At 72.6% G+C, this 20,449-nt stretch carries 22 protein-coding genes and 1 other RNA gene; 2 read left to right on the top strand and 21 right to left on the bottom strand.

Features of this window, described 5'->3' with window-relative positions; genetic code table 11:
• Positions 1 to 92: 92 nt before the first annotated feature.
• The 6 genes from BXA05_RS13225 to BXA05_RS13200 all read right to left on the bottom strand — a co-directional run bounded on the left by BXA05_RS13225 (position 93) and on the right by BXA05_RS13200 (position 6,849).
• Positions 93 to 1,121 carry an ROK family protein gene (locus BXA05_RS13225; RefSeq protein ID WP_240696649.1) on the bottom strand — a complete coding sequence of 343 codons (1,029 nt, stop codon included), beginning with the start codon at positions 1,119 to 1,121 and terminating at the stop codon, positions 93 to 95.
• 1 nt (position 1,122) lies between these two features.
• Positions 1,123 to 1,983 (bottom strand): carbohydrate ABC transporter permease, encoded by an 861-nt coding sequence (locus BXA05_RS13220; RefSeq protein ID WP_061267707.1) that lies wholly within the window; start codon positions 1,981 to 1,983, stop codon positions 1,123 to 1,125.
• Positions 1,984 to 2,051: 68 nt separating this feature from the next.
• Positions 2,052 to 3,008 carry a carbohydrate ABC transporter permease gene (locus tag BXA05_RS13215; protein ID WP_076405298.1) on the bottom strand — a complete coding sequence of 319 codons (957 nt, stop codon included), beginning with the start codon at positions 3,006 to 3,008 and terminating at the stop codon, positions 2,052 to 2,054.
• A 156-nt stretch (positions 3,009 to 3,164) separates the two neighbouring features.
• Positions 3,165 to 4,475: an extracellular solute-binding protein gene (locus tag BXA05_RS13210; RefSeq protein WP_076405296.1), complete on the bottom strand. Its 1,311-nt coding sequence runs from the start codon at positions 4,473 to 4,475 to the stop codon at positions 3,165 to 3,167.
• A 210-nt stretch (positions 4,476 to 4,685) separates the two neighbouring features.
• A complete protein-coding gene (locus tag BXA05_RS13205; protein WP_051027709.1) occupies positions 4,686 to 5,846 on the bottom strand; it encodes an ROK family transcriptional regulator in 1,161 nt (386 codons plus the stop codon).
• A 112-nt stretch (positions 5,847 to 5,958) separates the two neighbouring features.
• The gene (locus BXA05_RS13200; RefSeq protein ID WP_076405294.1) at positions 5,959 to 6,849 is read right to left on the bottom strand and encodes a PfkB family carbohydrate kinase; all 891 of its coding nucleotides are present in this window, start codon (positions 6,847 to 6,849) and stop codon (positions 5,959 to 5,961) included.
• A 133-nt stretch (positions 6,850 to 6,982) separates the two neighbouring features.
• On the opposite strand from BXA05_RS13200, the gene BXA05_RS13195 reads away from it, so the two are divergent.
• Positions 6,983 to 7,960, top strand: coding sequence for a DUF4349 domain-containing protein (locus BXA05_RS13195; protein WP_076405292.1), 978 nt, complete (start codon positions 6,983 to 6,985; stop codon positions 7,958 to 7,960).
• Entirely contained in the window at positions 7,953 to 8,297 is a 345-nt protein-coding gene (locus tag BXA05_RS13190; RefSeq protein ID WP_076405290.1) for a hypothetical protein, read from the top strand. Before BXA05_RS13195 ends, BXA05_RS13190 begins: the two co-directional genes overlap by 8 nt.
• Before the next feature lie 63 nt (positions 8,298 to 8,360).
• Here the strand turns inward: BXA05_RS13190 and ssrA are convergent.
• The 15 genes from ssrA to BXA05_RS13115 all read right to left on the bottom strand — a co-directional run bounded on the left by ssrA (position 8,361) and on the right by BXA05_RS13115 (position 20,449).
• Positions 8,361 to 8,727: a transfer-messenger RNA gene (gene ssrA, locus BXA05_RS13185) on the bottom strand.
• Between the two features lie 148 nt (positions 8,728 to 8,875).
• Positions 8,876 to 9,289, bottom strand: a complete 414-nt coding sequence (locus BXA05_RS13180; RefSeq protein WP_076405288.1) for a hypothetical protein — start codon at positions 9,287 to 9,289, stop codon at positions 8,876 to 8,878.
• Positions 9,290 to 9,408: 119 nt separating this feature from the next.
• Positions 9,409 to 9,879 (bottom strand): SsrA-binding protein SmpB, encoded by a 471-nt coding sequence (gene smpB, locus BXA05_RS13175; RefSeq protein ID WP_021482407.1) that lies wholly within the window; start codon positions 9,877 to 9,879, stop codon positions 9,409 to 9,411.
• A gap of 201 nt (positions 9,880 to 10,080) precedes the next feature.
• Positions 10,081 to 11,481, bottom strand: a complete 1,401-nt coding sequence (locus BXA05_RS13170) for a M23 family metallopeptidase (RefSeq protein WP_076405286.1) — start codon at positions 11,479 to 11,481, stop codon at positions 10,081 to 10,083.
• Between the two features lies 1 nt (position 11,482).
• A complete protein-coding gene (gene ftsX / locus BXA05_RS13165) occupies positions 11,483 to 12,394 on the bottom strand; it encodes a permease-like cell division protein FtsX (protein WP_061267705.1) in 912 nt (303 codons plus the stop codon).
• 5 nt (positions 12,395 to 12,399) lie between these two features.
• Entirely contained in the window at positions 12,400 to 13,329 is a 930-nt protein-coding gene (ftsE, locus tag BXA05_RS13160; protein WP_083711871.1) for a cell division ATP-binding protein FtsE, read from the bottom strand.
• Positions 13,330 to 13,491: 162 nt separating this feature from the next.
• A complete protein-coding gene (gene prfB / locus BXA05_RS13155; protein ID WP_031316541.1) occupies positions 13,492 to 14,604 on the bottom strand; it encodes a peptide chain release factor 2 in 1,113 nt (370 codons plus the stop codon).
• Positions 14,605 to 14,758: 154 nt separating this feature from the next.
• The gene (locus BXA05_RS13150) at positions 14,759 to 15,982 is read right to left on the bottom strand and encodes a WxL protein peptidoglycan domain-containing protein (RefSeq protein WP_076405284.1); all 1,224 of its coding nucleotides are present in this window, start codon (positions 15,980 to 15,982) and stop codon (positions 14,759 to 14,761) included.
• A gap of 132 nt (positions 15,983 to 16,114) precedes the next feature.
• The gene (locus BXA05_RS13145) at positions 16,115 to 16,729 is read right to left on the bottom strand and encodes a hypothetical protein (protein WP_076405409.1); all 615 of its coding nucleotides are present in this window, start codon (positions 16,727 to 16,729) and stop codon (positions 16,115 to 16,117) included.
• A 189-nt stretch (positions 16,730 to 16,918) separates the two neighbouring features.
• Positions 16,919 to 17,491 carry a hypothetical protein gene (locus BXA05_RS13140; protein WP_240696650.1) on the bottom strand — a complete coding sequence of 191 codons (573 nt, stop codon included), beginning with the start codon at positions 17,489 to 17,491 and terminating at the stop codon, positions 16,919 to 16,921.
• Positions 17,488 to 17,961, bottom strand: a complete 474-nt coding sequence (locus BXA05_RS13135) for a TadE/TadG family type IV pilus assembly protein (RefSeq protein WP_076405282.1) — start codon at positions 17,959 to 17,961, stop codon at positions 17,488 to 17,490. Before BXA05_RS13135 ends, BXA05_RS13140 begins: the two co-directional genes overlap by 4 nt.
• Entirely contained in the window at positions 17,958 to 18,365 is a 408-nt protein-coding gene (locus BXA05_RS13130; protein ID WP_076405280.1) for a TadE/TadG family type IV pilus assembly protein, read from the bottom strand. The genes BXA05_RS13135 and BXA05_RS13130 overlap by 4 nt, the downstream gene beginning before the upstream one ends.
• Before the next feature lies 1 nt (position 18,366).
• Positions 18,367 to 18,582, bottom strand: a complete 216-nt coding sequence (locus BXA05_RS13125) for a hypothetical protein (protein ID WP_244550458.1) — start codon at positions 18,580 to 18,582, stop codon at positions 18,367 to 18,369.
• Between the two features lie 68 nt (positions 18,583 to 18,650).
• A complete protein-coding gene (locus BXA05_RS13120; protein WP_061267676.1) occupies positions 18,651 to 19,592 on the bottom strand; it encodes a type II secretion system F family protein in 942 nt (313 codons plus the stop codon).
• A complete protein-coding gene (locus BXA05_RS13115; RefSeq protein ID WP_076405276.1) occupies positions 19,589 to 20,449 on the bottom strand; it encodes a type II secretion system F family protein in 861 nt (286 codons plus the stop codon). The genes BXA05_RS13120 and BXA05_RS13115 overlap by 4 nt, the downstream gene beginning before the upstream one ends.

Genomic DNA, 20,449 nt, shown 5'->3' with positions numbered 1-20,449 from the left:
CAGCACCGCCCCCGGACCCGACCGCACCACCGCCTCCACGGCATCCGCAGCCAGCACCGCCAACCGCTCCGCCGGAGCGATCACGACCTCCATCACAACACCTTTCGACGGCCGACGAGAGCAGCGCCCACGGCGGCGACCGGGACGTCCGACGGAGCGAGGGAGACCCGCTCCGACAGACGCAACGAAGACAGGAAGGGGGACGTGCTCGACTGCGCGTCGAGCGCGTCGCGGACCGCGTCCAGCAGCGGCTGGCCCAGCGCGGACACGCCGCCGCCGAGCACCACGTGGCGCACGTCCACCGTCAGCTCGAGGATCCGCACGGCGGAGGCGACGGCGGACGCGAACTCGTCCTTGATCCGGATCGCTTCCGGGTCGCCCGCGGCCGCGGCCTCGAAGAGCTCGGCAGGGGCCGGACGGCCGTGGCGCGACGGCCAGCGCGCCGACACGGCGGAGCCCGACGCGTAGACCTCCACGCACCCGCGCTGCCCGCACGCGCACTCGGGCCCGCGCGGGTCGATCGGGATGTGCCCGATCTCCCCCGCCGCGCCGCTCACGCCACGGCGGAGCTCGCCGCCGAGCACGATGCCGGCCGCGAGCCCGGTGCCGAGAGCGAGGAACGCGAGGTCCTCCCCCTCCGCGCCGCGCAGGTGCGAGGCACCGAGGGCGGCCACGTTGAGGTCGTTGTCGACCTGGACCGGGACGCCGCCGAGCTCCGCGGACAGCGCCTCGGCGAGGGCGAAGCGTCCGCCCTCGATGCCGAGGTTCACCGCGTGCACGACGGAGCCGTCGGCCGGGTCCACCAGCCCGGGGACCCCGACACCGACGCCGTCGACGTCCGCGAGGTCACCGCAGGCGCGCCGGACCACCTCGCGGACCGCGCGCGCCGCGCTGGACACGACGCCCTCCGGTCCGCGCACCGTCGGCAGCCGCAGCGTCTCGCGCGCGACCCCGTCGGGGCCGAGGAAGGCCGCGAGCACCTTGGTGCCGCCGATGTCGAGGCCCACCGCGCTGCCCGGTCCCGCGGGGCCGCGCCGTGACGCGGTCCCGGGACCGGGGCGTCCGGCCAGGGCTGCGGCCGCCTCGCCGTCGAGCGAGGCAGCCGTGCTCAGGTCGCTCACGTCAGCCCTTCACCGCACCCGAGACGAGGCCACCGGTCATCCGACCCTGGACGATGAGGAAGAAGACCACCGCCGGGATGGCGATGAGCACCGAGCCGGCCATGAGCGCGCCCCAGTTGGTCGCCTGGGTCGCCTGCTGGAAGGTGCGCAGCCAGACCGGCAAGGTCATGGACTCCGGGCGCTGCATGATGATCAGGGCCATGACGAACTCGTTCCACGCCTGGATGAACGCGAAGACACCCGTCGCGACCAGCCCGGGGGCCAGGAGCGGGAAGGTGATCTTCCAGAACGCCTTGCCTCGCGAGCACCCGTCGATCATGGCGGCCTCCTCGAGGTCCGCGGGAACGCCGTTGACGAACCCGCGCAGCGTCCAGATCGTGAACGGCAGCACGCCGGACACGTAGACGATCCCCAGGCCGACGATGGTGTTGAGCATCTGCCAGTTGTCGATGATCCGGAAGATCGAGATCATCATCGCCTCGCCCGGGATCATCTGGACCACGAGGATCGCGAGGATGAACGTGCGGCGGCCCTTGAACCGGAACCGCGTCACCGCGAGCGACGCGAGGAACCCGAGGACCATGGCGATGACGAGCGTGAAGAACGTCACCGTGAGCGAGTTCCCCATCGCCGGGATGAACGGAGCGCGGGTCTCGTCGGTGATCGCCGTCACGTAGTTGTTCAGCGTGAAGACGTCGGGCGTCGGGAAGAACTTGAGCTCCGTCCCGCGCACGAGGCTCGACGGCAGGAAGGACGTGTTGATCATCCAGTAGACGGGGAAGACCGACGAGACGAAGACGATGATCGCCAGGATCGCGTAGCCGACGTTCGCCAGCTTCTTGCGCTGCTTCTCACGGCTCACGCGAGGGGCAGGGCCCGTTGCGGCAGACGCGTGCCGGACCGCGGCGCGGGGGGTGGTCTGGACGGTGCTCACAGTTCTTCCTCCCGGACCGTCTGGCGCACGTAGTAGAACGAGATGCCGAGCATGATGAACACGAAGATCACCGAGATGGCGCCCGCGAGCCCGTAGTGCCCCTGGGCCATGCCCATCTGGTAGATGTACACGCCGATCGTGTTCGTCTTGTCGCGGTCACCACCCACGCCCTGAAGGGCGTAGATCTGCGTGAAGACGCGCAGGTCCCAGATGATCGACAGCACGATGAGCACCGTGATGATGCTCCGGACGTACGGGACCATGATGAGCCGGAACCGCTGAACCGGGCGGGCGCCGTCGAGCTGGGCGGCCTCGAGGACCTCGCCGGGGATCTGCGTCAGTCCCGCGTACATCGTGAAGGCGACGAACGGCACGGCGCCCCACACGATGACGATCGTCGCGATGAGGAAGAACTGGAGCGGGTTGAGCAGCCACGAGTGGCCCATCCAGTTGTCGCCCGTGATCGTGGTCAGCAGGTTGTTGATGACGCCGTACTGGGTGTCGAAGATCCAGCCCCAGACGATGGTCGCGGCGAGCGCCGGCATGGCCCACGCCAGCAGCAGCCCGACCGAGACCAGCAGGCGGAAGCCCTTGCCGAGACGCATCATGAGCAGCGCGATGAGCGTGCCGAGCACCATGGTCAGGACGACGCACGCGACCATGAACACGAAGCTGCGCAGGAGCACGGTCCAGAAGCCGTCGACGTCGGTGAGGACCTGGACGTAGTTGTCGAAGCCGACCCACTCGGCGGGCTGGCCCATGAGCTGGGCCCGCTCGTACTCCTGGAACGACATGATGACGAGCCGCACGAGCGGGTATCCGACGAGGATGCCGAGCACGACGAGGCTGGGGACGAGGAGCGTCCACGGCAGGATCGGTGGACGCCGCTTCTTGGGTGGCCGCACGGGCGCGCAGGAGCGCTCGGTGCGGGGTTCGAGGGTGGTTGAGCTCATTTCCTCACTCCGTCAGGGGTTGCGCGGTGGTGCGCAGGCGACGTGCCTCCGGGGCTCGTCATGGGAAGGGGTGGGGGCTCCGGCGAAGGAGTCCCCACCCCTGACGGCTCGAGCCTCCGACGGTGCCCGGAGGTCACCGGGCACCGTCGGACCGGCTCAGCTGTTGAGGATCGACTCGATCTTCGCGTCGAGCTCCTCGGCGACCGTCTGCACGTCGTCGCCGTTGGCGATCTTCGTGAAGGCGCTCTGGAGCACGTTCTGCGCCTCGACGTCGGCCCACTTCGGGGACGCCGGGGTGAGGCGAGCGTTCTGCGCCGCCTCGACGCCCGCCTGGGCGATCGGGTTGTCCTGCGGCACCTGGTTCGCGAGCGACTTCTTCGCCGGGATCATGTTCGCCTGGGCGAGGATGGTCTGGTACTCGTCGCTCATCATGATCTCGAACGCCTTGTACGCGAGGTCCGGGTTGTTGGACTTCGCCGCGACGGCGATGTTCGAGCCACCGGCGAACACGGCCGCCGGCTCGCCCGCGGTCTTGCCGGGCAGCGGGAACGCCGCGAGGTCGGAGCCGTAGGTCTCGAGGCACCCGGGGGTGGTCTTGGGGTCCTCGGGCGTGGCCGAGGTCTTGATGGTGCCGGCGATCCACGTCGGGGCCGACACGAACGCCACCTTGCCCTCGCAGAACGGCACCTGGAGATCGGTCTCCTGGCCGTCCTTCGGCGCGAGCGACGCGTTCGTCATGAGGTCCTGGACCTGCGCGAGGCCGGCGAGGCCGCCCTCCGAGGAGAACCCGGCCTCCCACTCGCCGTCGTCGTTCTGCTCGGCGATGAAGCCGCCGTTCTCCCAGACGAAGGGCAGGGCGTTGTACCAGTCCTGACCGGGCCAGTAGACGCCGGAGACCGTGTCCGTCTTGAGCGACTTCGCCGTCGCGACGTACTCGTCGAGCGTCGTCGGGACCGGCGTGGAGCCGGTGACCTGCGGGGTGTAGAACACGGCGCGCGAGCCGGCGTAGTACGGGAGGGCGTAGTGCTTGCCCTCCCAGTCGCCGGCCTCGACGAAGCCACCGAGCAGGTCGTCGCCGCCCAGGGACTGGAACTCGTCCTCCGTGATCTCGCGGAAGTAGCCGGCCGACGTGAACGCCGGGGACTGCGTGTTGCCGACCTCGACGATGTCCGGGCTGTCGGAGCCGGAGAGCGACGTGGTGAGCTTGTCGACGAGTCCGGTCCAGGACTGCTCCTCGATGGTGAGGGTGCTGCCCGGGTTCTCCTCCTCGAACGTGGTCTTGAGGTAGTCGCGCGCGGCGTCGGGCGTGTCCGACCCGTTGAGCCAGACGCGGATGTCGCCGGAGGCGGACTCGCCGTCGCCGGAGCCGTTGTCGTCGCTCCCGCCGCCGGTGCTGCAGGCGGTCAGCGCGAGCGCCAGGGTGATCGTCGACGCCACGGAGGCGGCGACGAGACGGTTCCTCTTCACTGGGTGCTTCCTCTCGGTGATTCTTGGTGGTGGCGGCGATGCCCCCACCGGAGGTGTGGCAGGAGTCCTGCGTAATCGAGCGTGTGCAGGGGTGCTGCTGTATTACTGCGTTCCCGGGGGTGCTGCACTGGGGGTCCCAGGAGGTCGTGAGGGGCGGGTCGTGGCCCGCGCCCCGGTCGGGCAGGGTGGGTCAGGCGGAGCGTCGTCGGCTCACGAGACCCCCAGCTGTCCGGAGAGGACGAGGACGGCGGCCCCAGCGAGGACGACGTCTTCGTCGAGCGTGGCCATCCGCACCTGCAGCCCGCTGCCGATGACCGGCATGGTGCGGGAACGGATGGTCTCGAACGCCGACTCGCGCAGGGGGCCGTCGAGCAGGTCCGCAGGACCGCTCACGAGCACCTCCGCGAGGTTGAGCGCACTGACGACAGGGGCCAGGGCGATGCCCAGCGTCCTGCCCACCGACGCCAGCACGGCGTCGGAAGCCTCGGTGTCGAGCCCGTCCACCGCGCGGCGCAGCGCCGGCACGGACAGGACGGTCTCCAGGCAGCCGCGGCGCCCGCAGGCGCACGGCTCGCCGTCCTCGACCACGGTCACGTGGCCGAGCTCGCCGGCGGCGTCGGCGTGCCCGTGCACGCGTGCGCCGTCGACCATGATGCCGGCGCCCACGCCCTCGCCCACCGTGAGGACGAGCAGGCCGTCCCCGGCCGCTCCCCCGAACGTGAACTCGCCGAGCGCGGCGATGTTGGCGTCGTTGGCGACGTGGACCGCGAGCCCGAGCCGCTCCGTGAGCTGGGCCGCGAGGGGGACGTCGTACCAGCGGCGGTTCGGCGCCTCGATGACGCGGCCCTCGGCGTCGACGACGCCGGGCGACCCGATCCCCACGCCGATGACCGGCTGGGTCGCGGACGCGATGAGGCCGCGGCAGAAGCGCATGAGGAGGTCGACGAGCTCGGTGCCGGTGCGGCCGTCCACCGCGAGGCTCTGCCGGACGACGAAGTCGCCCGTGAGCGTGACGACGGCGCCGCGCAGGACCTCGTCGTCGGTGAGGTCGACGGAGACGATCTGGTACGCGCTCGTGCGCATGCCGACGAGGATCGCGGGCTTGCCCACGCGCTGCCCCGGGCGGACGCCGAGCTCCTCGACCAGGCCCTCGGCGATGAGCACGGAGACGAGGTCGGAGATGGTCACGCGGGTGAGCGAGGTGGCGCGCGCGAGGTCGGCGCGCGACGTGGGCCCCTCGTGGAACAGGTGCTGCAGCACGAGCGACCGGTTGTGGGCCCGAGCGTGCTCGGGGAGCACCTTGGAGGTCGGCCTGAGCCCTGTGCTCAGTCGCCTCCTCGGTGCGCCGGTGCCGGTGACTGCCGTTGTCATGTTTGTTAGTAGACTGCCTTTACTAAGTGGCTGTCAACTCCCTCCCGGCTTCGTGACCGAAATGTAGCCGAGGAGGCCACGACCCGGGACCTTGGTCCCACGGCCCCGCACGTCACGACGTCGCGGTGATCCAGCCCCGCGCACCGGCGTGCTCGACCGAGCGGGACGCGACCAGCACGGCGTCCTCCAGCGCCGCGCGCCACGACGACCCGTGCGCCGCCGCCGCGGCGAACGCGCCGTGGACCACGTCGCCCGCACCCAGGGTGTCGACCACGCGGCGCGGCCGCGGGACCGCGACCTCGTACCTCTCCCCCGCGTCGAGCACCTCGACGGGCCGCGGACCGCGGGTCCGCGCGACGAACCGAGGGCCCAGCGCGGCGACGGCGTCGAGCACGTCGTCCGTCGCGACGCCGGGCGGCCGGAAGTCCGCCGACACGACGACGGCGTCGCACAGCCCGATCATCGCGGGCGCGTCGGGCTTCCAGGAGCCCCCGTCCAGCACGACGGCGCACCCGCGCTCCCGCGCGCGGCGCGCGACCCGGAGCGCGAGCCCCGGGTGGTGGCCGTCGAGGAGCAGCACGTCCCCGGGGCCGAGCTCGTCCAGCGGGTCCGTCGTGCGACCCGGCGCGACGAGCTGCGCATCGGTGAGGTCGCCGAAGCCGGAGGCGTTGGTGCTCACGACCGCGCGCTCGCCGGTCGCACGCGTGACCAGCACCGTCGAGGCCGCGGGCTGCACCGCCCCGGCGACGCCGTCCGCCGCGTCGACGAGCGTGACGCCGGAGGACTCGAGCTCGGCCCGCACGACCGCGGCGAGGGGCCCGTGGCCCACGGCGGTCACGAGGGCCGTCGGGACGCCGAGCGCGACGGCGGTGGCCGCGGCGTTCGCGGCCGGGCCGCCGAAGGTCGCGGCGAGGGACCGCGCGACGACCTTCTCGTCGGGTCCGGGCAGGGCGTCGACGACCTGGACGACGTCGAGGGTCACGAGTCCGCAGCACACGAGCACGCGCCCATCCTCGCGCGCTGACCGGCGCGTCCGCACGGCGCCGGGCGACGGTCGGATCACGGACAGTTCACAAGACGGTCACGATGTGGGTGCGGCTGTCCGGTTCGCGCGGTTGGCCCCCTACCCTCGCAGCATGCGGACCACTCGCCCTCTCGCCGTCGTCGCCGCCCTGGTGCTCGGCGGCGCGCTCCTGGCCGGCTGCTCCGCGACGCCGGGTGTCGGCGACGCCGCCCTCGACTCCGGCGCGCGGTCCGAGGCGGCGGTGGTCGACGGCACCGACGCCTCGTCCGGCGCCCCGGCCGGGATCACGACCGGCGACGAGGACGCCGTGGTCGAGGCGGACCGGGAGATCGTCACGACCGGCTCGGTGACCGTCGTCGCGAAGGACCCGTCGGCGGCTGCCGAGCAGGTCGCCGAGCTCGCGGAGAGCGCGGGCGGGCGGGTCGAGAGCCGACGGCAGTCCGAGCCCGAGGGCGACGCGCGACCCACGGCCGAGCTGACCGTGCGCGTGCCGGCGGCCCAGACGACCGCGACCGTGGACGCGCTCGGTCAGGTCGGCGAGGTGCGCGACCTCGCGATCGAGGCGGTCGACGTGACCGGCACCGCGCGCGACCTCGACGCCCGCGTCGCGGCGCTCACCACGTCGGTCGAGCGCCTGCGGACGCTCATGGGCGACGCCGCGACGACCGCGGACCTGCTCGCCGCCGAGCAGGAGCTCACGACGCGCCAGGCGGAGCTCGAGTCGCTCCAGTCGCAGCGCGCCGCGCTCACGGACCAGGTCTCGATGTCCACGCTGCACGTCACCGTCGTGCAGGTGGTGCCGACGGAGCAGCTCGCCCCCGGCGGATTTCTCGGCGGGCTGCAGAACGGCTGGAACGCTCTGCTGACCACGCTCAACGGCCTGGTCGTCGTCCTCGGCGCGCTGCTCCCGTGGCTCGTCGTCGTCGGCCTCGTCCTGCTCGTCGTGCGCTGGGTGCTGCGCCGGGTCCGCCGTCGTGCGCAGGACGGCGGCGCTCCCCCGGCCGACGACGGCGGCACGGGGCCGGACGACGACCCGCAGGCGCCGTCGTCGGGGCGGGCTCCGCTCGTCGGGGCGTCCGCCCGTGACTGAGCCCGTCGCCCCCGAGGGCACCGGTCGCGTCGCGCGCCTGTGGGCCGACGACGAGGGCACGGCCCGGCTCGCCGGTCACCTCGTGACGCGCGTGTGCACGCACTGGGACACGGTCGGGCCGCAGACGTTCCCCCGGCACGTCAACCCGGAGCCGCGCGTGCAGTGGCGGGCCCACCTCGACGGCGCGGGCGACGACGAGGACCTGTACAGCGACGACCCCGGCGCGCCCCCGCTCCCCCGGGACGACGACCGGCTCGAGGTGCGGGGGCGGCGGCTGCGCCTCGAGTGGCTCGACGGCGACGAGGCGGCGGCAGCCTGGGAGCGCCACGGCTGGTGACCGCACAGAGCGCCGGTACGGCGACGGCCCGCACCCCGAGAGGGGTGCGGGCCGTCGCCGCAGGGGTGGAGGTGCGGGGAATCGAACCCCGGTCCGGTGACGCCGATCGAGGACTTCTCCGGGCGCAGTCTGCTGTCGTTTTTCTCGGCCCCCGCACTCACGCAGACAAGATGCGGACGGGCTCAGTCACCTGAAAGTCCCCGCAGCCCCGGTGACGAGGACTGCGAGCAGTGGCTCTCTAGATGACGCCAGGATCCGAGTCGAGAGCTAGCTCGGGCTGACGGACTTCGGGGCTCGCTCAGGCGGCGAGGGCGAAGTCGGTGCGCTTGTTATCGGCACCTGTGTTTTGCAGACATCGTTTACGAGATAAGCCTGCATCCTCGGCCCGCTTCTCCTCGAAGCACGACCACCGTCGAAACCGATCACCCCCTGTGCAGTTGTCAAGCACTGCGCGGCGCCCGGGCGGACCCGGACCTCGTGCAGCAGGTCCAGCCTACGCGATCAACGCCGTGCCCCGCACGGATATTTCCGCGCGGCCGGGTACCGGCGGTCGCGCACCGCCGGTACCCGCGTCGTGGCTACTTCTTCCGGCTCAGCGAGTCGACGAGCAGCCCGCCGGCGATCCCGAGGAGGAACACGTCCTTCGCGAGCCCGGTCCCCTGCTCGGTAGGTCGCACCCCGTCTTCGCGCGTCATGCCCGGCGTCTTGAGGTACATGCCGACGAGGCCGGCCGAGAAGACGCCGAGCCCGACGGCGACGAGACCGGTCGGGACGAAGGGCGCCACGAGGGCCGCGCCGAGCGCGATCTCGGCGGTCGACAGGGTCTTGGTGAACTGCTTCGGCTCGACCTCCCCGAGGAACGAGTACGTGCCGGCGGCCATCCCGTGCAGTCCCTGCGCGGTCTCCTCGTCGGCACCGCGCTTGCTCAGGCCGGAGTTGAGGATGTACGCCCCCGCCGCGAGGCGCGGGATGTACTGGCGGAGCTTGACCATGGGGCCTCCTGGTTCGCGGTCGTCGTCTCGCCCTCGACCGTACGTCGAGGGCGACGGCGTCACCAGCGGGTGGGGCCGGCGTCGGGCACGGGACCGCGTGCGGGACGCCCCGCGCGGCGTCAGCGCAGCTCGCGCTGCCGCATGGCGCGCTGCGCCTCGCGGTTGTCCTGCTTCTCGCGGAGCGCCTGGCGCTTGTCGTACTCCTTCTTGCCGCGCGCGAGCGCGATCTCGACCTTGGCGCGGCCGTCGAGGAAGTACAGCGCGAGGGGCACGATCGTGTGCCCCTTCTCGCGCGTCTTGGACTCCAGGCGCAGGATCTCCTCCTTGTGCAGGAGCAGCTTGCGCTTGCGGCGCGGGGCGTGGTTGTTCCACGTGCCCTCGGTGTACTCGGGGATGTGGACGTTCTCGAGCCAGGCCTCGCCGCGGTCGACCGCGACGTAGCCGTCGACGAGCGACGCCCTGCCCATCCGCAGCGCCTTGACCTCGGTCCCGGACAGGACGATCCCCGCCTCGTACACGTCCTCGATCACGTAGTCGTGGCGTGCCTTGCGGTTGCTGGCGACGACCTTGCGGCCGCTGTCCTTCGCCATCCGTGTCCTACCGTCCTTCTCTGCTGTCGGTGCTGTCGCCCGGGTGCTCGTCCGGGGCACCGTCCGTGCGCCGGCCCCGAGCCGTGCGGGCGCCCCAGCGTACGGGTGCCCGACGGCGCCCGGTACCGATTATCCCCCGGGTGCGGTCGCGCGGGGGCCGGGGCGGGTCGGGCGCGACGCCCGGAGCGCGACCCGGCCCGGTCAGCGCAGCACGGACATCGGGTCGATCGTCGACCCGTTGACGTACACCTCGAAGTGCAGGTGGCACGCCCCCGAGAGGCCGGTGTTGCCCGAGTAGCCGATGACGTCACCCTTGTTGACGGTCCGGCCGGACGACACCGCGAAGCGCGTGAGGTGGTTGTAGCTCGTCATGAGGTTCTTGCCGCCCACCGTGCCGTGGTTGACGAGCACCTGGTTGCCGAAGCCGTTGCGCCACTGGGCGTGGACGACCGTCCCGGGCCCGGCCGCCATGATCGGCGTGCCGCAGTAGGCGCGCAGGTCCGTCCCCGCGTGCAGGCGGTAGTAACCGAGGATGGGGTGCAGGCGCATCCCGTAGCTCGAGGTCACGTAGGGCACCGCCGTCGGGTACGACAGGAAGCTCGAGATGCTGCCGCGGTCGCCGCCGGAGGACGAGCCGCCACCTCCGCCACCGCCACCGCCACCGCCGGAGGACGAGCCGCCGCCGCCACCGCCACCGCCGCCGCCGGACTGCTGGCTCTGCTGCTGGCGGCGCGCCTCCTCCTCGGCGGCCTTGCGGTCACGTTCGGCCTGCTCCGCGATGATGCCCTTGATCTCGCTCTGCAGGGACTGCTGCGCGGCCTCGTTCTCGGCGACCTTGGCCTCGGCCGCGGACTTGCGCTCCTCGATCGTCGCCTTCTTGGCCTGCTGGTCGACGATCAGCTGCTCGACCTCGGCCTTGCGGTCGGCCGCGGCCGTGCGCGCCGCCTCGGCGGCGACGAGGTTCTCGTCCGCCTGCTGCTTGAGGTCGGTGACCGTCTCGCGCACCGCCTGGAGGCGCGCCTCGCGGTTGCGCGACACCGACTCGGCCTCGAGCAGCTCCTGGAGCGAGCGAGACTGGCTGCGCGCCGCCGTCGAGGAGACGGCGTACTCCGCGATGAACTCCTCGGTGCTCTGCGCACCCGTGACGATGCCGAGGCTCGAGACGTCGCCCTGACCGCGGTACGCCTGGCGCGCCATCTCGGCGATGCTCGACTTGGCGTCGGCCACCTCGGTCGCGCCGCGCTCGATCTCGGCGCTGATCGCGGCCTCCTGGCCCAGCGCGTCCTCGAGCCGCTGCGCGAGCAGCTCCGCCTCGCGCTGCGTCCGCTCGACCTCGGCCTGGGCCGCGTCGAGCTCGGCCTGCGCGACGGGCAGCCGCGCCTCGATGGCCTGGAGGTCGACGACGGCCTGCGCGAGCGCCGCGTCCGTGTCCTCGAGCTCGGACTGCAGCTGCTCGCGGTTGCCGAGGATCTCGGACTGGCGACGCTCTGCCGCGGCGCGGCGGTCGTCGATGTCGTCGGCGGACGCCGAGGCGACGCCGCCCACGAGGAGCAGGGTCGTGGCGATCAGAGCCGCTGTCGCGCGGCGGAGGTCCCGGGTCATCTCACACCCTCGTGTGGCGGTTGAGCGTGACGACCGAGGACACGGCCGCCAGCAGGAAAGCGATCCCGACGAGCACGGGTGCGATGCGCAGCACGTCCGCCTCGTCGACGTAGGCCACCCACGTCACGGACTGGGACAACCAGTCGGTGACCAGGTACTTCACGCCGACCCAGAGCCCGCCCACCGCCAGGACCGCGCCGAGCACGGCGGCGATCGCGCCCTCGAGGAGGAACGGGAGCTGGATGAACAGGTTCGACGCCCCGACGAGCCGCATGATGCCCGTCTCGCGCCGTCGGCTCAGCGCGGAGAGGCGGATCGTCGTCGTGATGAGCAGCACGGCCGCGAGCAGCATGACCGCCGCGAGACCGGCCGCGAGCAGGGACGCGCGGTTGAGCGCGAGGAACAGCGAGTCGAAGATGCGGCGCTGGTCCTCGACCACCTCGACGCCCGGCCGCCCCGTCACGACGTCGTTGACGACCTCGTAGTTCTCCGGGTTGGTGAGCTTGAGGCGGAAGGACGCCTGCATGTCGTCGACCGTGAGCTGCGTGCCGAGGTACCCGTCGGGGTAGCGCTCGGTGAACGCGGCGAACGCGTCGTCCTTGGACTCGAAGTAGACCGTCTGGATCTCGTCGCCGAGCTCGGTGTCGAACAGGTCCTCGATCGCCGCGATCTGCTCGGGCGTGGCCTCGCCGGCCGCGCACGTGGGCGACGGCGACCCGGCCGGGCAGAGGAAGACGGACACCTCGACCTTGTCGTACCAGTCGTCCTTGAGCTTGCCGATCTGCGCCTGGAGCAGCAGCGACGACCCCACGAACGTGAGCGAGACGAAGGTGACGAGCACGACGGAGACGGCCATGGAGACATTGCGCCGCAGGCCCTGACCGAGCTCCGCGAGGATGAACTGGAGTCGCACGCCGCTCACTCCCCCGCCGTCGCGTCGACGTGACGACGCGCCGAGCGTCGCCGGGGCAGCGGCGGCCGGCCCGGTGCGTCGGCCGCGGGCGTCGCGCCGGTCGCCGTCGTCCGGTCCGGCGCCTCGGCCGGGTCCTGCGTCGAGGACGACGCCGGGTCGGGCGCCGCGGACGGGCGTGCCGTCCGGCGCACGACGGCGGTCGGCGCCGACTCGGGCGCCGGGCCGGCCGTCGGGTCGGGGATCACCTGGCCGCGCGCGCCGTAGGAGCCGTGCGCCTGGTCGCGCACGAGCGTGCCGGTGTCGAGCTCGACGACGCGGCGGCGCATCTGGTTGACGATCTCCTCGTCGTGCGTCGCCATGACGACGGTCGTGCCGGTGCGGTTGATCCGGTCGAGCAGGCGCATGATGCCGAGGGACGTCGTGGGGTCGAGGTTCCCGGTCGGCTCGTCGGCGAGCAGGATCGGCGGGCGGTTGACCATGGCGCGCGCGATGGCGACGCGCTGCTGCTCACCGCCGGAGAGCTCGTGCGGGCGACGCTTCTCCTTGCCCGCCAGGCCCACCATCTCGAGCGTCTCGGGCACCGTGATGGCGATGGTGTGGCGCGGCTTGCCGATCACCTGGAGCGCGAACGCGACGTTCTCGAACACGGTCTTGTTGGGCAGCAGGCGGAAGTCCTGGAACACCACCCCGATCTGGCGGCGCAGCTTGGGGACGTTCCAGCTCGACATCGACCCGAGGTCGCGGCCCGCCACGAAGACCTTGCCCTTCGTCGGGCGCTCCTCGCGCAGGACGAGGTGCAGGCACGTCGACTTGCCGGAGCCGGACGCGCCGACGAGGAAGACGAACTCGCCGCGCCGGACCTCCAACGACACGTCGTCGACGGCCGGCCTCGCGCCGCGCGCGTAGACCTTGGTGACGTTCTCGAAGCGGATCACAGCGGCACGTTCCTCGGGTCGGGGGTCGATCCGTGGACGAACGGGGTTCGTCGCACGATCCCGAGGGTAGGCATGTGTCTCCGGCCCGGCGGGGCGGACACGCCGCGCCCGGGTGCATCGATCCGTTGCTCGGATCAATCGGCCCGGGGCGGCCGCGGAAGGTCAGGCCTCCTTCTGCACCCCGCGGCGCCAGCGGATCCCGGCCTCGATGAAGTCGTCGATGTCGCCGTCGAACACCGCCGAGGGGTTGCCCACCTCGTGCTCGGTGCGCAGGTCCTTGACCATCTGGTACGGCTGCAGCACGTAGGAGCGCATCTGGTCGCCCCAGCTCGCCTTGATGTCGCCCGCGAGCTCCTTCTTCTTCGCGTTCTCCTCCTCCTGGCGCACGAGCAGCAGGCGGGACTGGAGCACGCGGAGAGCCGCGGCGCGGTTCTGGATCTGCGACTTCTCGTTCTGCATCGAGACGACGATGCCCGTCGGGATGTGCGTCATGCGCACCGCGGAGTCGGTGGTGTTGACCGACTGCCCGCCCGGGCCCGAGGACCGGAACACGTCGACCTTGATCTCCGACTCCGGGATCTCGATCGAGTCCGTCTGCTCGATGAGCGGGATCACCTCGACCGCCGCGAACGACGTCTGGCGACGGCCCTGGTTGTCGAACGGCGAGATGCGCACGAGGCGGTGGGTGCCCGCCTCGACCGACAGGTGGCCGAACGCGTACGGCGCCTTCACCTCGAACGTCGCGGACTTGAGCCCCGCCTCCTCGGCGTACGACGTGTCGAGGACCGTCGTCGGGTAGCCGTGGCGCTCCGCCCAGCGCAGGTACATGCGCAGCAGCATCTCGGCGAAGTCGGCCGCGTCCACGCCACCGGCCCCCGCACGGATCGTCACGACGGCCTCGCGCGCGTCGTACTCGCCGGCGAGCAGGGTGCGGACCTCGAGCTGGTCGAGGTCCTTGCGGATGGCGGCGACCTCGTTCTCGGCCTCGACGAGGGTGTCCTCGTCCTCCATCTCCTGGCCCATCTCGACCAGGGTCTCGACGTCGGCGATGCGCTGCCCGAGCTTCTTCACCCGGTCCAGCTCCGACTGCGCGGCGGAGAGCGCCGACGTCACCTTCTGCGCCGCGTCGGGGTCGTCCCACAGGTCGGGCGCCGACGCCTTCTCCGAGAGGTTCGCGATCGTCGCGCGCAGCTCCTCCGGGTCGCTCACGCTCTCGATGGACTCGAGCGTGCTCCGCAGCGCCTTGATCTCGGACGGGAAGTCGATGGTGGCCACGAGGTTCAAGGTTACGCGACCCCGCGCGCGGTCGGCGCCGTCGCGCGAGGCGACGGCGACGGGACCGCGCGGGGGCTCCGCGCGGGGTCCGCGCGCGGGGCCGCCGCGGGGGTTCGGCGTCCCCGGGCGGGGCACGCCCGACGGCGCGTCGCCGTCAGTCCTTCGTGCCGCCCTGCGGGGCGGAGCCGCCCGTGGTCGACGGCGCCCGCTCGGCGGTCGTCGCCTGCTGGCGGCCCTCGTCACGCGCCTTCGCGAGCATCGCCTCGAGGCGCTGGCGCCGGCGTCGGCGGTCGTCCCGGACGCCCACGATCACGACCACGACGATCGCGAGGAGCAGGAGCTGCGGCCACGGGACCGCCCACGTGGTGACGGTGACCGTGACCGGGTCGAGCGGCGCGTCCACCTGGTCGTCGCCGACGACGGTCGGCGTCACGGTGATCGTCGTGCTGACCGGCCCGAGCGGCCAGACGTCGGCGAACGCGACCTTGCTCCGCAGGGATCCGCCCGGCAGGACCTCCCCGAGCGGCTCCGCCGTCGCCTCGTCCGTCACGGCGCCGAAGAGTGCGGACGTCGCGACCTGGCCCTCGGCACCGAGGCGCACGTTGCCGTCGTTGGCGACGTCGTAGGAGACACTGAGGTCGCCCGCGGCGAACGGGTTCCACGACGGCGCGTAGGACGCCTTGACGTCCTCGACGGCGAGCGCGGGCTGGACCTCGCCGGTGACGCGCGTCGTGACGCGGAACCCGACACGGCTCTCGACGCCGACGCTCGTCCCGCCCTCGCCGCCGCCCGTGCTCGTGACCGACGCGGCGATGCCCGCCGGGTGGTCGCCCGGGGTCGCGTTCTCGGGGACCGTGATCGTGTACGGGACGACGACCGTTTCCTTCGGGCCCACATCGACGCTCTCCTGGACGGTGAACCACGTCCCCGCGTCGGTGGACTCCTGGTCCGAGGAGAGCATGTTGAAGCGCCCGTTGGCGGTGAGGTAGCCGTCCGCGGCCTTGAGCGCGAACGTGGCCGGCACGTCGCTGAAGTTCGAGACGGCGATGTGCTCCTCGACCGTCGTGCCCGGGTCGGCGACGAGGTCGACGCCGCGACGCCCGTCGGGACCGTTCGCGTCCGCGGGCTTGGCGCCCCACGTGATGCGGTCCTCGGTGTCGAGGGGCAGCGGCGTCGGCAGAGCGCTCACGACGTCGGCCTGCGCGTTCGTGACGCCGGCGTGCGCGCTCGTGGCGGCGGTCGTCGCGGACGCGCCGACGGCGAGCGGGGTCGCGGGCAGGAGGCCGAGGGCGAGGGCGGTCGCGGCCAGGACGAGACGACGCCCGCGGCGGCGGGACGGGGACCCGGTGCGGGCGGGGTGCGTTGGTGCGGGGATCACGCAGGGGCTTCTCTCCGTACGACGACGGGTCGCCCGCCCGGCACGACCGTGGTCGTGGGGGACGGTGCGACCCGTCGTGTGACTACTCGGTCGGTGCCCGGTCGGAACCGGTCACCGGGACGTCGGGACGGCTCAGTCCTCGAACAGGGACAGCGTGATGGTCGAGTTGTACGCGCCCGGCGCGACGTCCTCACCCGTGCGCAGCGTGAGGTTCGCGCCGGCGGTCCAGGAACCCTCGGGGTTGACCTCGGCCGAGTCGAACGTCGAGACCAGGAGCTCCTGGTCGACGAGACCCGGGCCGTTCTCGAGGGAGGGCTCGACCGGCTCGCCCTCGGAGACCAGGCCGGTGTCGCCACCGTCGACGAGGGTCGGGGCCCACCCGAGGTTGTCGGCACCGATCTCGCCCGCGTCGCCCGTGAAGGCCGACGCGCTGCCCAGCACGTACCAGTAGGCGCCCTCGGGCACCTCGGTCCGCGTGTCGGTGACGGTGACCTCCGGCAGCGCACCGTTGAACTCGCGCGTGCCCTCGACCGACGACTCGTCGGCCTCGGTCAGCGTGGTCGAGCTCGCGGCGACGGTGAGGGCGAGGTTGCCCGGCTCCACGTTGGACTCGATCTCCACGGAGACGTCGACGTCGGTGCCGTCCACCGGGTCGGCGGAGGCGGCGGACGCGAGGGCGACCGTGCCGATGAGCATCGCACCGAGGGCACCCCCGGCGACGAGCTTCTTCGTTGCTCGTGCGTTCATGTTGTAGCTCTCCATCGTTGGAGTTGTTGTCGGACCGGATCACCATAGCGGCGAACCTGGGGTTTTGACAGGGCCGAACCAGAAGTGGCCATCCAAAGTTAAGAAAGTGAACAAAGGCGCGCGAGCGCGCTCACGCGACGTTGCGGTATTCCTTTCCCTGGACGTTCTTCGTCGAACAGCAACAGGTGCTCACCACGCTCTGGCACGTGACTCTGCACGCACGATGATGCCATCACTCCACGCCCCGGTCACCCAGCTGATCATCGCGGGTCGCGCCCGCGCGGCGAGGCCGACCGACGCCGTGCGCCCGTCGCCGGTCGACGCGTCGGTCACCACGACCTCGCTCAGACCGGCGAGCGCCGCGGGGTTCCGGGCGAGATAGTCGTCGACGTCCGCGCGGATCCCGGCGTCGGTCAGCGTGAGGACGGCACCCTCGACCGGCGGCGCCGCGCTGCCGGAGTAGAACGTCTCCGGGGTCGTCGAGTCGGCCGCCGTGAGGGCGAGCGCATCCGCGAGCGCGTAGAGCCGCTTGCGTTCGAGGTGCACCTCCGTGGCGCTCACCACGACCGTCACGAGGAGCAGCGCGAACGCCACGAACGCGCTCGTGAGCAGCAGGATGCGGCCCTCCTCCCGCTCGTTCGAGCCCCGGAGCCGCGCGACGAGCGCCGCCGAACCGCGCCCGACTGCGCCGGACCGCCGCCCGGGACCGCGTCCGGGTGCGCCCCCGGGTGTCGAGGTGCCCAGGGGTGGCGGGGCGCTCACGGCCGCCTCGCCGCGTACGCGTCGACGGACACGACGTGCCGCGCCTCCACGGGGACCACGAGGGGGACGACCCCCCGCACGAGCTCGGGCACGAGCGGGAGCGGCACGTCGAGCCGGACGTGCGCCGTCACCTCGCCGCCCGGCTCCAGGCAGGGCCGTGACGAGCAGGAGATCGTCACGCCGTCGGTGGCCGGGGAGAAACCCTGGTCGTCGAGCGCCAGGACCACGGCCGCCGAGGCGAGCCGGGCCCCGTCGTCGCTCGACGGCGCCGTGACGAACGCACGCGCCGCCTCGCGGGAGGCGCCCTCCACGGCGAACGTCGCGGCCTGCACCCGCCCCACCGTGAGCACGAGGTAGAGGACCGGTAGGAGGAGGACGAGCGCGACGCCGAGGAACTCGACGACCGCGCTCCCCCGGTCCGAGCGCTCCCCTGTCAGCCTCGCGCGGAGCCGAGCGAGCAGGCGCGTCACGGAGCCTCCTCCAGCGCGTGACCGCGGACGGTGAGTGCTCCGGCCGGGCCGAGCAGCCCGACGACCGGGAGCGGCGCGGTCACCGTGACCTCGACGACGGGCAGACCGTCCACGACGGTCTGGCGCGCGACGACGTCCTGCGCGTACCGCGCCGAGAGCGCGGACACGACGAGGTCGCGCGTGCGGTCCGCGCCGTCGTGCGGGCCACGGTCGGCACGGCCCGCGACGCGGGCACCTTCCGCCGCGCAGTCCACCAGCGTCGCGCGCACGTGGACGGCGAGCGCGACCTGGACGACCCCGAGGAACAGCACGAGCACGAGGACGGAGACGAGGGTGAACTCGACGACGGCGGAGCCCCGCTCCGGGTCCTCGACGCCGGCTCCCGGACCACCGCGACGCACCATCTCAGGGGGCGCCGACGCTCGAGATGGCGTTGCTGAAGGCCTGCGTCAGCGCCGGCCCGGCGACGGCCCAGAGGGCGATCACCAACCCGGCCGTCATCAGGGTGATGAGCACCCAGCCCGGCACGTCGCCGCGTTCCGGGTCATGACCGGTCAGCCGCCCGAGCGCGCCGCGCGCTGCGGCGCGCACCGCCTGGTTCCCTCGATTCCACCCCTGCATGGTTCTCCTTCGTCGTCGTTTCGATCGGTCGTGCCGGGCGGTCGTCCCGGACACTTGGTCGCTGCTGCTCAGAAGCCGAGCCGCAGGGTCGCGAGCGACGGGAAGACGGCGTAGACCACCGTCACGGGGAGGATGAGGAAGACGACGGGGACCATCATCACGACCTCTTTCCTCCCGCCCGCCTCCATGAGCGCGCGACGTCCCGACTCACGAACGTCCTGCGCCTGCGCCCGCAGCACGTCGGCGAGCGGGGTCCCCCGTTCCACGGCCACCGCGACACCCTCCGCGAAACGGGTGAGGCTCGGCAGCCCGGTGCGGTCGGCGAGCTGCTCGAGCGCCCGGGCGAGCGGGGTCCCGGCACGCACGGTCGCGAGGGTCGTGCGCAGCTCGCCGGAGAGCTCGCCGTGCGCGGTGGTCGCGACGCGCTCGAGCGCCGCGACCGGCCCCTCGCCCGCGTTCACCGCGAGCGCCAGGAGCTCGGCGACCGTGGGGAACTCGGCGAGCATGCGCTCCTCCCGACGTCGCACGGCGCGGGTCAGCGCGTGGTCGCACGCGAGCACACCGCCGACGCCGCACAGCAGCACGAGGACCACCAGTGCGGCGACGGACGACCCCCGCGTCGCCGCGAGCAGCACGGCGAGCGCCGTCCCGCCGCCGAGCCCGACGACGCCCCACACGAGCTGCCGTGCGCGGAACTGCTCGACGCTGCGTCCGCGGCCGGCACGGTCGAGGCGGCGCCGGACGTCGGACGCCGTCGAGCCGAACCGTTCCAGCGCGCGGCCCGCGTCGGCGAGCAGCGGCGCGAGGAGTCGTTCGAGGGTCGGGAAGGGTGATCGCACGGGGTGGTCGCGCAGCAGGACGGACGTGCGGTCATGGGTGCGCAGATAGGGCGCGAGCCGCTCGTCGAGCCGGATCGACCGCCCCCGGAGCCCGGCGACCACGAGGAGGACACCCAGCCCGCCGAGCGCGCCGAGCGCGGCACCGGTCCAGGACACGTCGACGGCGCTCATCGCAGCACCCGCTCCTCCTCGGGCAGCCGACCGATCCGCAGCATCAGCTGGTACGCCGCCGCGGAGCACGCGGCGCCGGCGGCCAGGACGACCGCACCCGCCATCGTGTTGTACGCGGCCGCCGTCTCCGGGCGCGTCGCGAGGAAGCCGAGCACGACCCACGGGCCGGCGACCGCGAGTCGCGCCCCGTTCACGGTCCACGACTGGCGGGCCTCGAGCTCACCGCGCGTGCGGGCGTCCTCGCGCAGGAAGGTCGACAGGGTGCGCAGGAGGCGACCCAGGTCGGTGCCGCCGACGTCCCGCGTGATCCGGAGCGCCTCGACGATGCGGTCGGCGACAGGGTCCGCGAGCCGGTCCTTGAGCAGGTCGAGGCACTCCCCGAACCGGCCGGACGCGCGGTAGTCCCGCGCGAACTGGGTGAACGGCTCGCGCAGCTCGACCGGACCGCGCTCGCCGAGCTGACCGACGGCCTCGGGCAGCGACAGCCCCGCGCGCACGCCCGAGGACAGGTGGTCCAGCACCTCGGGCCAGACCTCCCGGAGCCGCGCACGCCGCCGCCGGGCGCGGGACCGCACGAGGAGGGAGGGCGCTCCCGCGGCGATCACACCGAAGCAGGCCGCGATCGTCCACGACCGCGCGAGGACGGTCCCGACCACGAGGACGACGAGCCCGACGCCGACGCTCGCGACCACCAGGGCACCGGGTGTCACTGCCGGTGCGCCGGCCTGGACGAGCAGGTCCTGCGTGCGTGCCGCCCACCCGTCGGCACGACGCACGCGCGGGGGCCCGGGCGCCCAGAACGACCACCAGACGCAGAACAGCCCCGCGCCGAGGAGGAGGCCCACCGCCACGCCCAC

This window comes from Cellulosimicrobium funkei (genome assembly GCF_900155925.1).
In the GTDB taxonomy this organism is placed as follows: Bacteria; Actinomycetota; Actinomycetes; order Actinomycetales; family Cellulomonadaceae; genus Cellulosimicrobium; species Cellulosimicrobium funkei.
The sequence above is the reverse complement of the archived record's forward strand: the minus strand, read 5'-3'. Positions and strand labels throughout refer to the sequence as shown.